Origin of the sequence: Pseudoflavonifractor capillosus (genome assembly GCF_016899775.1) — a bacterium.
Classification (GTDB): Bacteria; Bacillota; Clostridia; order Oscillospirales; family Oscillospiraceae; genus Lawsonibacter.
Window position 1 is genome coordinate 1 of record NZ_JACJJE010000040.1, and the last position, 13711, is coordinate 13711.

The window sequence follows — 13711 nt, forward strand, 5'->3', positions numbered from 1 at the left end:
TCGTGTCTCCATAGTATTTCCCTCCAATGCTCGAAGTGGTTCTTATTTTACCCATATGGAAGGAAAATACTGAAAGCAAACGTCCTGATTTGCCATAACACAATATCACAGAATGAAATTCACAGAGTGACAGCCCCAACAGCTGCGGGCGATTCATTTGTGGCGTCGTTTTGTGCGGGGCTATGCGCTGGAATTTGTAAGCTGTGCCGCAGCATTCCGAACAGAAGGCGGTCCGTTAAACCGCGCCCCCCGCAACTCGATTCTGGCAGAAATCCTGACGCTTCAAGCTCTTTCTGTTGCGCTCCAAGTGGAAAAGAACTGGGATGCGGTTCAATATGTGCGCTGCCATCCCGGCGGAGCGCTGGGCAGGCTGCGCAGAGACGAAATGCCGTAAAGCTGAAACGCAGATGGAGTCAAGTGCTGCTGCGCTCACCGGCATTTTCCTTTCTGATGGCCCTATAATGTACGCCCCTGATTCTGGGAAAATGGCCGAAATCAGGGGCGAATCATTGGTGTTCAGAGAAAAATCAGGGATTGAAATAGAGAAACTAAAATTTGTGTGCGCCGCTTCGCTGTTTTTACGCACCCGCAGGGAACAGGGGCGCCGGCTTGATTACGGGGAAAGGCGGCCGCTGTCCCCGACAGAAACGAAAGGGCAGTCAGACGCGCGAGGACATCCAATCAGGACTGGGCTAAGAAATAATCTGTCATCAGGTCGATGCCCACGTCCAGCGCTTTCTCGTTGGGCAGGAAGGAGTTGTTATGTAACGGATACTCCGCCTCGCATCCGATATGAAAGTACAGGGAGGGGACCTGCTGGCTGAAATAGTAGAAATCTTCTCCAATCAAGCTGGGGTGGATGTCCGTGTGGACATGCTCCCGCCCCAGCAGTTGAATGGCATGCTCGGAAAAGCGACGGAACAGCTCCGGGGAGTTATTAAGGACGCCGTATCCCATTTGAATGGTCACCTGGGCCTGTCCTCCATAGGACGCGGCAATCTGCTGCGGAATTTCCTGGATGCGCTTGTGAAGGTAACGGCGGGTCTCCTCCCGGATCGTACGCACCGTACCGTCCAGAGCCACATGGTCACAGACCACGTTGTACCGGCCGAAAGACTGAAAGGAACCGACGGCAATGGAGACGGAGTCAAAGGGATTGACCTCCCGGCGGAGTTTCTGCACCAGCGCACAGTCAATTTCTGAGCCGATGAGAATGGCGTCCACCCCTAAATGGGGTTCTGCCACGTGGGCCGCCAGACCGTGGACCTCAATGTGGAATCGGTCAGAGGCGGCCATGATGGCCCCGGGCCGCAGTTCGACATCCCCCACCGGGAGTGAGGGCCACATATGCATGCCGTACATCTCATCAATGTGCTGCTGCTCCAGAAAGCCCGTCTCTGTGACCGGACGGGCTCCCCCCCTGGGATTTGCCTCTTCCGCGGGCTGAAAGAGCACCACAATGTTGCATTTCAGCTGATCCTTGACCCGGTTCAACTCGCAGGCCACTCCGGCTGCAACGGCAGTATGCATATCATGCCCGCAGGCGTGCATAACTCCCTCGTGGACAGAGGCGTAGGGGGCGCCCGTCTGCTCCGTCATGGGAAGGGCGTCAATATCCGCCCGCAGGCACAGGGTCCTGGCATGGCCGGAATTGATGCGGACAAACCCTCCGTTTAAATCGGGGAAGCTCTGCAGCTCCAATCCGTCCCGGGCCAGAAAGTCCCGAATGCGCCGGGTAGTCTCTATCTCCTGATTGCTCAGCTCAGGATGTCGATGGAGATCTCTGCGAAATTCCAAGTAGCGGGAAGGATCCACTTTCATACAAAACCTTCTTTCCAAAGAATGTGACAGACGAAATCCGGCCTGTCGGAAACTGGCCGCCCAGAACAGGCGGCCAGTCCCGTCTTGTCAGCTGATGGGTTTCGTCAGCGTGTCACCGTAGAGGGCAGGCTGCCGGTCCCGGAACATATGGATCAGGTCCCGGACCTCCCGGGTCTTGGTATAGTCGATGGAGCCGGTGACGATCTCCTGTCCGTCCCCGCCCTCGGCAATCACGTCGCCCCACGGATCGATGATGATGGAGTGGCCGCAGTAGGTGCCCATGGGACTCTCACCCACCCGGTTGCAGGCCACCACATACATCTGATTTTCAATGGCCCGGGCCATGAGCAGGGTGCGCCAGTGGTTCACTCTGGGGTTAGGGAAATCGGAGGTGACCACCAGCACATCCGCCTTCTTTAATGCGTAGGTGCGGGCCAGTTCACAGAAACGGATATCATAGCAGATCATCATACCCAGGCGCCCCAGCTCGGTATCATAGACTTCCATCTTGTCTCCATTGGCAAAGGGGACATGTTCGTCCATGTCACTGTACAGATGCATCTTGCTGTAGTCGCCTACGATCTCCCCTTCCCGGTTGATCAGGAAGGTGGTGTTGCGCATTTTGCCGTCGGCGTGCAGTGTGGCGATGGAGCCGCCCACCACCCACACATGGTATTTCTGGGCCAACTCCTTCAAAACCGTGACCGAGGGGCCGTTTTCCGGCTCTACATAGTCCTCCATGTGGTGGAACATCTCATCGGAGAAGCCCGCCGACCAGTCCTCGGGCAGGACCACCACATCAGGACGGGGATCCTTGGCCATGGCCTGTGCAAACAATTCCCTGACCCGCTGGAAATTGACTTCCGGCTGGCAAAAGGCGATATCGGTCTGAAGCAGAGCAAAGTTTGTCATACGATTCATCTCCTGTTCTGAAACGAAGTCACTGCATGGTGTATAGGATGGCGCGTATCAGCACGTAAATAAATGTGATTATGGTCAGAACCCAGCCGTTGGCCAGCATGGCTTTGATGTTTTTGGAGCGTGCCAGCCCCATCTGTCCCACCATATCCACAGTGGGAGTGACAAAGAAGGTAACCTGGCAGCCAACCAGCACCACAAGCGCCCAGATGGGCATGGCGATATTCAGGGACTGCACCATGGGCAGGAACAGCTCGTGGATGATCTGTGCCTGAGCCACGCCGGTCCCGGAGATTCCGAATACGCCCACAGCGGCACTGAGCATGAGGAAGACCACTTCTCCTCCCACATCGATGAGAGGCTGCATCAGCTCGCACACTGCGTCGAAGGCGCCGGAGGCGCTGACGTAGTTCAGGAAGGGCTCAAACAGGACAAACATGAAGAACATCCAGAACATCTTGGCGCCACCTTGAATCATGGCGCTGAGGGAGTCCTGGAAGGACAGACCGCCCACCAGGCCCACCACGATAGAGGCCACCATCATAACCAGGATGGCATAGCTGGCTCCGGCCCCAACCACCAGGCCGTAGCCCAGCATGACCACCATCACCAGGATAAAGGCCAGGGTGGCCCGATTGCACCGGGCGTCGGGGGTAAAGGAGACGTCGTTGTTCTCCGACTCGTCATAGGCCTCTTTCCCCTCGGTCTTCCGCTGGGTGCGGCAGGCCATGAAGAACGTGGAGCCCCACACAATGACAGCCAGAGGGATGCCTGCTGTCATTAAATACTCCCCATAGGATAGCCCGGTCAGACCCATGATAGTAACCACCGGAGGCACAAAGGGACCGATATACAGGCCGGTGGCTCCGGCGCCGTGGAGGATCACACCTAAAGTAGAGGGGGTCAGCCCCACGCTGGCCACAATTGGGATCAGGATGGGGGCGATGATGGCGTTGGAGCCAGCCAGAGTCCCCAGCAGGGATACCAGCAGAGTAGAGGTTACCATGGAGATCAAAATGGCCATCTTTTTGCTCTTCAGCTTAAACCGGTTGATCACCATGTACACCAGATTGTGCGCTACCTTGGTCCGAGACAGCACCTCGGCCAGTCCGGAACCCAGTACAATAATGAAGCCGATCAGGGCACAGAAGGAACCCAGGGATGCATAGAGCGTGTCGGCAAAACCTGTGATGGTCTCCCCCGTCAGAATGGCGCCTAAAATCACGCACAGGAGGACCGACACGTTCATGTCCTTGCCCATCAGCATCAGCACGATGTAGAGCAGCAAGGGCAGGAAGCCAAACAGGGGATGCAGCCCAAAAATCATAGTTTCCATCTCCTTTTTCGTTTGCAATTTCCAGTTGGACAGGCATTTATTATCTTTGCATCCGCCGACTGCCGGCGTTGTCTGCGGACACAAAAATACTGGAAAAAGGAGCGGAAGCCGCCATCAGAGGTAGACCTGATGTTCCAAGGCGATTTGATCCTGTCGTTCCATCCGCTCCAGAGACTGCTGGGTATTCAACTGACCCAGAGAGGTGATAAAGCAGTTGCACAGGCTGATGGCGCCCACGGGGGAAAAATTTCCGCCGTTGGGCGCGATGAGCACCTCGGTCGCTTTGCGTGCGATAGGGGATGTAAGCGAGTCCGTGATGGCTACGATTTTACAGCCCACACGGTGAAAGTGAGAGACGAGGTCGTAGGAGCTTCGGGTGTACTTGGCGTAGGAGACCACCACCAGGCAGTCCTCGGCCCGCACGTCGCTGAGTACGGTGGGAAAATCGCAGACTGATGTGGGGAGCAGGCGCACATTGTCCCGCATCTGCTGCAGCATAAAACCCAGATAGTAGGCGGTGGCATAGGAGGAGCGCATTCCGGCAATGTAGATGATCCGGGCTTGCTGCAGGATCTCGGTAGCCCGATAGAAGGCCTCGTGAAGCCGAGAGTTGTACAGCGCTTCCAGCAGATGGATGTTGTTTTGAATGGTCCACTGGAGCAAATCAGGACTGTTCTCCTTCGCCGCTCCCTCCCGGCGGATCAGTGACTTGAGCTGTCCAAAGGGGGCGAGTTCCTTTTGATACTCATAGACGCTCCGCTGAAAGTCCGGGTATCCCTGAAATCCCAGACGGCGGGTAAAGCGGGTGATGGTGGCCGGACTGATCCCCGCCTTCTGACTGAGTTCATTGATCGAGAAAAAAGCCACCTCGTTTAGATTTTCCAAAATAAAATCGGCCAGCTTTTGATAGCTTTTGGTAAAGGAACCATACTGGGTCCGAATTTGTGTAACCATATCTCGGCTCTGTTCCATAGCGCAGCTTCCCTTTCACAGACGTTTTCAAACCTGCCGCATTGAAAAGCGCGGCGTTTCTTTTCATCATTATAAAAGGAAGCCAGCAAAAAGAAAACCTGAAACGGAAATTTCTCACAGAGTCTGAACGGATTATTGTTTTTCAACCCGGCCGGAGCGGCCTGTGGGCAGCATACGGCGGGGGGAGCTCCTATGCCGGGCATGCTTCCACTGCCAGATGGTCCGGCGGTAGGCATCCACCTCCCGATTGAAAAAGAAGACCAAGGAACAGGCGATCATCCCTCCCACAGCCGCCCCATAGAACAGCACGGTCCACAGAGAGGTGCTCTCCCGATAGAAAAAGCAGATGGATGCAAACTGCAGCAGGAACACCGCCAAGTTGATCTGAAGAACCATCATGGCCCCTTGGAGATGGCCTCGGGTCCCAAGCCAGGCCACTCCCATCAAGGCCGCTCCCCCCAGAAGCATGATCGGCAGCTGACCGTCAGTGTAGGCCCCCTGAATGACGCCGAAAACCCGGTCCAATAGAAGAATTGCGGCCCACGTCCCCATGATAATCTGAACCGTGCGGTGGGCACGGGCAAAAGCGGGGTCCGCTTCTCGGGACCTGCGCAGCTGCTGGGACAGGGAAAGTTTTGGCTCGGCAGCACGGCCCATAAGAACACCACCCTTGGATTTGTTGTGCCCATTATAGCAAACTGAAAATATATTTTCAATCAGTAAAAGTAAATGAAAATGATGTATCATATTTTGGAGGTTTGAATAAATGTACAGCGGGAGAGGCGGGCGCCGGCAAATCCGGGGGAAGCGGGCCCTTCAGCGCAAAAACCACTTCAGCATTTGGAATATGGCCGCGCACTTGACAAACAAGAAACAAAGCAATTACAATGGGAGACAATATTGTGGAGGGGGGACGCTGCCCATGAGCCATCCATCAGAGTTGATTTTTGCGGCCGGAATGGCCCGTCCCTCGTCGGCCACCCCCATCGCCGTTCAGTATGATCTGCTTTTGGTGACATTTACCTTTCTGCGAGATACCGGGATCATCCAGGATGCGGAGGCAAATCTGGTCTGCGCCGTTACCAGTGAATATCTGCGCCAATTATTGGTGGGACGGTGTATATATACTCAATTGGAGGATATCCTGCAGCAGCTGGACCGCACCTATCTGGGGATAGGCGGGCGGACGCTGCAGGTCTGCCTGAAGGATGCCTACGACAAAATCCAGGAGCGCGGCGGCAAATCCCCACTCCCCGGCGGCCAAAGCTGCCCGCACGATGTGAAGCTTGACAAAAAAGCTGTCATTATGTATAATCAAAACAGTCAAAATCTCCAGCTTGAGGAGGAGGTAGCCGTGGAGACCCTTCCCAGGGATGCGCTGTGTGTGGTCGGCCTCTCCAAAACCGGAAGCCGAAACCCCATCACCAAAGTGCATCAGTCCCTGATGGGCTCTTTTCTGGTGGACGCCCAAAGCGGAGAGATTTTTGCCGCGGAATTCAACACCGTCTGCCGGCTGACAAACCAGTTCCTGCGCTCTCTGATTGTAGGGCGGAATCTGCGCACCGATGTGGACGATATGGTCCGGGATGTGCAGCGGCGCTATTTGGGAGATTCCCGGCGGGCCATCGCCACCATTTTGAGGGATGCCCAGAATAAACTGCTGACCCACCAGACAGGAGAAGACAGTTTGTCCCCTCATACTTGAGGGCTGTTATAATTGAAAATTTGATTTTATTCGCGGAGGCCGGGTATTTCCCCCTGTCTCCAACCGAGTAGGGTCCCTATGATTTTGCCACAAGTGCGTGGCGGGTATCATAGGGATTTTTTGCATTTTTTAAGGAGATAAGGAGGTCCACGTATGTTTGACTATGTGCTCCAGGGCGGGCTGGTAGCCGATGGCACCGGACAGTCCAGCTTTCAGGGGGATGTGTGTATCCAAGATGGGAAAATTGCCGCTGTCCTGCCCCACTTCCAGGGAGAATGCCGCCGCGTGCTGGACGTGACCGGCAAGATAGTGTCCCCCGGCTTTATTGATATCCATACCCATTCAGACACCATTCCGCTTCTTTCTGACATGAACCCGGAAAGCAAGCTCTTTCAGGGGGTCACGCTGGAGATTACGGGCAACTGCGGCATCTCCCACCTCCCCGCTCCGCCGCGGCGCCGGGAGGAGCTGGCACGGTTTTATAACGCCGCGCTCCCCGCCAGCGTGGCCCAGGCGGACCTGGAGGACCCGGACCTGGAACACTATGCCGCCCGGGTGGCCCAGCATCCCCCTGCCATTCACTACGGTGCTCTCATTGGGCATGGCACACTTCGGGGAGCGGTGATGGGCTTTGATATGCGTCCGCCCACCCCCAAGGAACAGGCTGAAATGGAGAGATTGCTTGATCGAATGCTGGAGCAGGGGGCCTTCGGCATGTCCTTGGGACTGATTTATCCCCCCAGCAGCTTTGCAGACCGGGAGGAATTGGTGGGGCTGGCGCGGGTGCTGGCCGCCCGGGACCGCATTCTGAGTGTCCATATGCGCAGTGAGAGCACAGGGCTGTTTGACGCGGTAGAGGAGATGCTGGAGGTGGCCCGGCGCTCCGGGGTTCACTTGGAGATCTCCCATCTGAAACTGATGGGCCGGCCCCAGTGGGGGCGCAGCGGCGCGCTGCTGGATCGGCTGGAGCATGCCCGACAAGCCGGAATCCGGGTCACATGCGACCAGTACCCCTATACTGCGGGCTCCACCGGGCTTTCCGCCCTGGCCCCTGGGTGGGCCCATGACGGCGGTGTGACCCAACTGGTCCGCCGGGCGCAAAATCCCTCTCAGCGCCTGCTGGAGGACATCCGGCGGGAGCTGGAACGGCGGGGCGGCCCCGAGGCGGTGCTGGTGGTGGACACCCACGGCGCGCTGCCGGAGTGCGACGGACGCACACTGTCGGAAATCGCCCAGGAGCGGGATCTGTCCCCCGAGAGAGCGGCGGCGGACTGTCTGGCTCAGTGCGGCGGCTCTGTATCCTGCATCTACTTTACCATGGACCCGGACGATGTGTGCCGAATCATGCGGGATCCCCATATTTCCGTGGGAAGCGACGGAGTCAGCTATGAGTATGCCGCGGCAGCCCATCATCGGTTCCACCCACGGAATTTCAGCACGTTCCCCCGCTTCCTGCAGACCGTCCGGGAAAAGCAGCTGCTGCCGCTGGAGACGGCGGTGTATAAGATGACCGGTCTGCCCGCCTCGGTATTGGGCCTGCGGGACAGGGGCTGGATCAAAGCGGGGATGCAGGCGGACCTGACCGTCTTTACCTGGGAACAGGTGGAGGACCGATCCACCTATCTTAAGCCCGCGGTGAAGCCGCAGGGCATTGATTACGTTTTCGTCGGAGGAGAGCTGGCGCTGGAGCGGGGGGTACAGACCGCCGCCCGCCGGGGCCGTGTCCTGCTGCGAGGGAAAGAGTGACCGCCCGGCTGGGCCACAGGGACGCCCCGGTCGGGGCAGCTAAGAAAAGGAGGTGTGGAGAGAAGGCAGGCTTTGTGTGTCCCGAAACCAAGACTGCCCTCCAATCGGCGGACTGGCTTGGTGTTCCAATCAACTGTGTGTCCCGATACACGAAAGGAGAACGGTTATGATTTTCAACCTTCCACCTATCTTAGGTCTGGCTCCTCTGGTCTTGTACATTATTTTGGCTTTCCAGAAGAACATGCATCCCATTGTCAATGTGGGCATCTGTGTACTGCTGGGCGCCATCCTCAGCGGTCAGTCCATCGGCTCCCTTGGTACGGTGGTCTATGAGTCCATGGGCTCCTTCCTGGCCCTGGTCGGCTTTATCATCATGCTGGGTTCCGGCCTCGGAGTGGTGCTGCGTAAGACCGGTGTGGCCGAAAACATTGTGCATCTTCTCATGCAGAAAATTGGCGTGAAGACCCAAAAGCGGGCGATCCTGGCCACTATGGTGTCTTCCATCGTGCTGGTCACCCTGCTTGGCACCCTGGCCGGAGCCAACGCGATCATCGCCCCAATTGTGATCCCCCTGGTGGCGGCAGTGGGGCTGACCCCCTCCACCCTGGCGGTGATCTTCCAGGGCGCCGGACAGACGGGTCTGTTCCTCAGTCCCTTCGGCCCCCCCATGGTCACTTTGATGCAGATTACCGGTCTAAGCTACCCCCGGGCGCTGCTGTGTGCCGGCCTTCCCGTGGCGGTGGTCATGTGGATCGGCACCTACATCATGGCTGTCCGAATCCAGAAGCAGACTCAGGGGAAAGAGCACTTTGAGGATGAGGCCGTGGAGCAGCCCGCTATCCCCGACGCGCCGGTCCAGATCTCCAAGGCCACAGTGTCCGCCACCCTCGCCTTTGCCCTGGTGATGCTCGCTATGGTGGTCTGGGGCATCGCCACCAACGGCGGCGCTGCCTTCGTTATTCTGGTCATGATCGCGGCCTCGCTGATTACCGGCGTGGTGGGCGGCATGTCTCCCGGAAAAGTGATCGACGCCATGATGGAAGGCTGCGGCAAGATGTTTTGGATCTTCTTTATGTTCCTGCTGTTTAATCCCTTCCTGAATTTTGTCACCGAGTCCGGCGGCTTTGACGCCCTGGTGGATCTGGTGGAGCCCTACATCACCGTGGGCGGTGTGGTCGGCTTTGCCATTATCGTCACCTTTATCGGCATCTTCGGCATCAACGGCGCCGCCGTAGCCCAGGCCATGATGATCGACACCCTGTTTCACCCCTTCCTGGGAGATCTCGGCGTATCCATGTCCCTCTGGGCCACCATTGTTCTGGTGGGCAGTCAGATTACTTCCTTCGCCTATCCCGGCCTGGATATGATCGGTCAGATGGGCCTGGCCCACGCCAAGGATATCAAGCCCATGATGAAGCTGGCCTATATGGCCATTATTCCGGGAACTCTGCTGGTAGTCATTGCGGAATGCTTCATTCTCTAAGCACGCTTCTGTCTTGAAACGCCACATTTTTTGATCTGGAGGGATCGGTTATGAAACAAATTCCACAGCAGGCCATCTATGAACTTCTCGCCCATCTGCGGGGCACCGTGGGGCTCTACATCCATGTTCTGGACACCGATGAGGTCTTTGAGATCAACCCCGACCGCGTCTTTCCGTCGGCCAGCGTCATTAAAATCCCCATGCTGGCGCTGCTGCTGAAAGATGTGGCGGAGGGCCGGGTAGATTGGGAGGCCAGACGCCCCATCGCTCCGGAGAACCGGGTGGGCGGCACCGGCATTCTCTTTGAGCTGGACCCGGACTACGCGCCCAGTGTGGCCACTCTGGCCCGGCTGATGATTGTTCTCAGCGACAACTCCGCCACCAATGAGATTATGGATATTCTGACGATTGACCGGGTCAACCAGTTCTGTCGGGAGATGGGACTGCCCCACACCACGCTCATGCGGAAGATGCTGGACTTTGCCGCCATTCAGGCGGGCCGGAACAACTACATGTGCGCCGGTGAAGCGGGCCGGCTGCTGGTTCAGCTGGCCAAGGGTGAGTTTATCTCCCCGGAGATCTCCCAGCGGATGGTGGACATTCTGGAACATCAGCAGTGCCGCAACAAACTGCCCGCGCTGATCCCGGCCGTCCCCTCCTACGCACCGGAGGAGGATAAGCAGCATTTGAAACCGGACACTGTCCTGGTGGCCAACAAGACCGGCGATCTGTTCGGCATCCAGCACGATGTGGGCATCTTCACTCTGCCCGATAGACGGCGGTATGTGATTTCCATGTTTACCGGCGATCTGGCTGACGACGCCGAGGGCATCCAGGCTGTCGCCCAGGTGAGCAAGTTGGTCTATGAAGCCCTGAAATAATTCATGCGCGGGCCCGGAAGAGACGGCCGCAGACGGCTGAGCGAACAGGCTCAGGCATTGGATGCTGAAGGGGAACCTTCGCCACCTGAAAAATCCGCTGGAACCTACCTGGTTTCAGCGGATTTTATTCTGCACAGATTTCTTCGACAAACTGAGGTCCGCTCGCCCTATTAGGGCGAGCGGACCTGGTGCTCATTGGTTCTGTTGAAACAGAGCTGCGGCGCTCAGCGCCAATTCTCTGTTCCGTTGCTCTTGGTGTAATCGTGACTGTTGGTGGTTTCCATAATGGAGTAGTAGGCCCAGTAGGAGCTGGTCACATCCGGGAAGGTGTTCAGCTCGTCCTCATGCCGGTCGATGTAGTCCTCGTCGGCCACGCGGCCCAGCATGTTGTTGACGATCACGGAGACCTCCGCACGGGTGATGCACTCGTTGGGACGGAAGCTGCGGTCGGACCCGGAGATCCAGCCGTAGCTGGTGGCCTGCGCCACATAGTCATAGAACCAGTCGCGGGTGGACACGTCCCGGAAATCGCAGTCAAAGTCCTCCGGCTCATAGGCGAAGGCCAGAGCGATGACGCAGAACTCCGCACGGGTGATGGGGGCGTCCGGACGGAAGGTGCCGTCGGGATAGCCGTTGATCATCCCCAGAGAGGCCAGGGTGTTCACCGCCTCCGCATACCACGCATCCGCGGGCACATCGGAGAAGCTGACCGTGTGGGCCACGTTCTTGTCCAGCAGCAGCGCATAGAACATCTGCGCAGCCTCGGCGCGGGTCATGTTCTGGCTGGGGCCGAAGGTGCCGTCGGGATAGCCGGTCATGTACTGGACATGGTCCTCGGTGTTCAGATAGCGGTCGGTGCCGCTGTCGCTGGGATCGCTCGCCATCCGCCGCCACTGGGCGTACAGATGCACATCCTCATCCGGCATCCGGAACGTATCATTGGGGTCGTAGTCTTCGCCACTGCCGTCTTTCTCTGTGTTCCAACCCAGGAAACGGTAGTTGTCACGGTCCCACCAATCGTTGTCGCGAACCTCGACTTTGTCGTTCTCCTCATAGCGTCCGCCGGTTTTCCGTTCGTCAGATCCATAGTTGGAGTGGTAGTACACTGCATAGGTCTCGGTGTCGGAACCACCATCGCCACTATCTCTACACCATCGCCCGCAACCTCTGCACGGATTTCTACCGCGCAAGGCAGGCCGTCCCCCTGGAGCAGGCGGAACAAATCCCCTCCCAGGACCGGGATGAGCGGCATACCGTCCGCATTGCTTTGGAGCAGGCCCTGGAGCGGCTGCCCGAGGAGGAGCGGGAGCTGATTTTTCTGCGGTATACCAACGAGATGCCCGTTGCGGAAATCGCTGAAATTCTGGGCATTTCCCGTTTTGCGGTCTACCGCCAGGAGAGGCGCGCCTTGGAACATCTTCGAAAACAACTGAACCGGAGGGATTTTTATGGGTGACGAGGAATTGAAACGGGCCCTGAAGCTGATCTATCAGCCCCCGAAACCCCAGGGCAGGGAGGACTTTTTGAAGGGGATAGAGACGCCGCAGATGACGATGCTGGAATTTTTCCTCTCCCAGGTGGGCTATATCCGCCCCTGGGGATGGCTGCTGTCCCTGGGGATTTTTGCCGCCGCTCTGCGGATTTTATGGTGGCAACCGCCCCAGGCGGTCTGGATGGTGGCCGCCCTTCTGCCCTTTGCGGCCCTGTCCACGATGATGGAGCTGAACCGCTCCGACCGCTATCAGATGGAGGAGCTGGAGCTGGCCGCCCGGTTTTCTCTGCGGGCCGTCATCCTGGCCCGGATGAGCATTTTGGGTTTTGGAAACCTGCTCCTGCTGGCGGTCCTAGGCCCACTGGTGATGAAGTGGACCGGCCTGCCCCTGGTTGAAACGGGATTTTATATGCTGTGCCCCTACTGCCTGACCGCTGTACTCTGTCTGGTGATTCTGCGCCGGCGGCGGCACGGGGAGAACCTCTATCTCTGCGCCGGCGCAGCGGCGGCGGTCAGCCTTCTGTTCGGGCTGGCCGACAGATTCACCGTGCTGACCCGGACAATATCCAGTGCGGCGGACCACGCAGGGCTTTCCCTGCTGCTGCTGGCCCTCATGCTGTGGGAGTACCGGAAGTATCTGGCCAATATGGAGGAATACGCATGGAATTGAAAATTGACCGTCTGACCAAACAGTACGGCGCAAAAATTGCGGTGGACCGCATCAGCCTGACGCTGACCCCCGGGGTGACCGGCCTGCTGGGGGCCAACGGGGCGGGAAAGACCACGCTCATGCGGATGCTCTGCGGGATCTTAAAGCCCACCAGCGGCACCGTCTCCTTTGACGGGGTGGACGTGTCCACCGAGGCGTATCGGAGGGTGCTGGGCTATCTGCCCCAGGATTTCGGCTACTACCCCAACTTTACGGGGCTGGATTTTCTCCTCTACCTGTCGGCCCTGAAGGGGCTGGACCGGCGCGGGGCGGAGGCGCGGAGCCGGGAGCTGCTGGAGCTGGTGGGATTGAGCGAGGCGGCCCGCAAAAAGATCAAGACCTACTCCGGCGGCATGAAGCAGCGGCTGGGAATCGCCCAGGCCCTGCTCAACCGACCCAAGCTGTTGATTCTGGACGAGCCCACCGCCGGATTGGACCCCAAGGAGCGGGCCCGCTTCCGGGAGCTGATCGCGGAGCTGGGGACGGACAGCATTGTGCTGCTCTCCACCCACATCATTTCCGATGTGGAGCAGATCGCCGGCCGGATTCTGATGGTGCGGGACGGCCAGCTCATCTTTGACGGCGGCCCCGGCGAGATCCGCCAGGACTTGGAGCGCTTCTACCTGGACCAGTTTGAGGGGTGAGAGA

General features: G+C 58.1%; 14 protein-coding genes. 8 read left to right on the forward strand and 6 right to left on the reverse strand.

Going from position 1 to position 13711, the window contains the following annotated elements:
• Positions 1 to 157: 157 nt before the first annotated feature.
• Positions 158 to 394, forward strand: coding sequence for a hypothetical protein (locus tag H6B31_RS11805; RefSeq protein ID WP_204898700.1), 237 nt, complete (start codon positions 158 to 160; stop codon positions 392 to 394).
• 287 nt (positions 395 to 681) lie between these two features.
• On the opposite strand, the gene H6B31_RS11810 is transcribed toward H6B31_RS11805, so the two are convergent.
• From H6B31_RS11810 to H6B31_RS11830, 5 genes are all read right to left on the reverse strand, one after another.
• The gene (locus H6B31_RS11810) at positions 682 to 1821 is read right to left on the reverse strand and encodes a M20 metallopeptidase family protein (RefSeq protein ID WP_204898701.1); all 1140 of its coding nucleotides are present in this window, start codon (positions 1819 to 1821) and stop codon (positions 682 to 684) included.
• 87 nt (positions 1822 to 1908) lie between these two features.
• Positions 1909 to 2733 carry a carbon-nitrogen family hydrolase gene (locus H6B31_RS11815; RefSeq protein ID WP_204898702.1) on the reverse strand — a complete coding sequence of 275 codons (825 nt, stop codon included), beginning with the start codon at positions 2731 to 2733 and terminating at the stop codon, positions 1909 to 1911.
• A 28-nt stretch (positions 2734 to 2761) separates the two neighbouring features.
• On the reverse strand, positions 2762 to 4066 hold the full coding sequence (locus tag H6B31_RS11820) for a TRAP transporter large permease subunit (RefSeq protein WP_204898703.1): 1305 nt from the start codon (positions 4064 to 4066) through the stop codon (positions 2762 to 2764).
• 123 nt (positions 4067 to 4189) lie between these two features.
• Positions 4190 to 5047: a MurR/RpiR family transcriptional regulator gene (locus H6B31_RS11825; RefSeq protein ID WP_204898704.1), complete on the reverse strand. Its 858-nt coding sequence runs from the start codon at positions 5045 to 5047 to the stop codon at positions 4190 to 4192.
• 132 nt (positions 5048 to 5179) lie between these two features.
• Entirely contained in the window at positions 5180 to 5704 is a 525-nt protein-coding gene (locus H6B31_RS11830) for a hypothetical protein (RefSeq protein ID WP_204898705.1), read from the reverse strand.
• 265 nt (positions 5705 to 5969) lie between these two features.
• Between H6B31_RS11830 and H6B31_RS11835 the strand changes: the two genes are divergently transcribed.
• From H6B31_RS11835 to H6B31_RS11850, 4 genes are all read left to right on the forward strand, one after another.
• Positions 5970 to 6752, forward strand: coding sequence for a DUF3870 domain-containing protein (locus H6B31_RS11835; RefSeq protein ID WP_204898706.1), 783 nt, complete (start codon positions 5970 to 5972; stop codon positions 6750 to 6752).
• Positions 6753 to 6905: 153 nt separating this feature from the next.
• Positions 6906 to 8498, forward strand: coding sequence for an N-acyl-D-amino-acid deacylase family protein (locus H6B31_RS11840; protein WP_204898707.1), 1593 nt, complete (start codon positions 6906 to 6908; stop codon positions 8496 to 8498).
• 166 nt (positions 8499 to 8664) lie between these two features.
• Positions 8665 to 9981 (forward strand): Na+/H+ antiporter NhaC family protein, encoded by a 1317-nt coding sequence (locus H6B31_RS11845; protein WP_204898708.1) that lies wholly within the window; start codon positions 8665 to 8667, stop codon positions 9979 to 9981.
• Positions 9982 to 10031: 50 nt separating this feature from the next.
• Positions 10032 to 10862, forward strand: coding sequence for a serine hydrolase (locus tag H6B31_RS11850; protein WP_204898709.1), 831 nt, complete (start codon positions 10032 to 10034; stop codon positions 10860 to 10862).
• A gap of 224 nt (positions 10863 to 11086) precedes the next feature.
• Here the strand turns inward: H6B31_RS11850 and H6B31_RS11855 are convergent, their stop codons facing one another.
• Complete coding sequence (locus H6B31_RS11855) at positions 11087 to 11968, reverse strand: S-layer homology domain-containing protein (protein ID WP_204898710.1); 882 nt, start codon at positions 11966 to 11968, stop codon at positions 11087 to 11089.
• Here H6B31_RS11855 and H6B31_RS11860 point away from each other — a divergent pair.
• The 3 genes from H6B31_RS11860 to H6B31_RS11870 are packed head-to-tail and all read left to right on the forward strand — an operon-like array spanning position 11968 to position 13707.
• Positions 11968 to 12318: an RNA polymerase sigma factor gene (locus H6B31_RS11860; RefSeq protein ID WP_207752323.1), complete on the forward strand. Its 351-nt coding sequence runs from the start codon at positions 11968 to 11970 to the stop codon at positions 12316 to 12318. The genes H6B31_RS11855 and H6B31_RS11860 overlap by 1 nt on opposite strands.
• Positions 12311 to 13024: a hypothetical protein gene (locus H6B31_RS11865; RefSeq protein WP_204898711.1), complete on the forward strand. Its 714-nt coding sequence runs from the start codon at positions 12311 to 12313 to the stop codon at positions 13022 to 13024. The genes H6B31_RS11860 and H6B31_RS11865 overlap by 8 nt, the downstream gene beginning before the upstream one ends.
• The gene (locus H6B31_RS11870; RefSeq protein WP_204898712.1) at positions 13015 to 13707 is read left to right on the forward strand and encodes an ABC transporter ATP-binding protein; all 693 of its coding nucleotides are present in this window, start codon (positions 13015 to 13017) and stop codon (positions 13705 to 13707) included. Before H6B31_RS11865 ends, H6B31_RS11870 begins: the two co-directional genes overlap by 10 nt.
• The last annotated feature ends 4 nt before the right edge of the window (positions 13708 to 13711 follow it).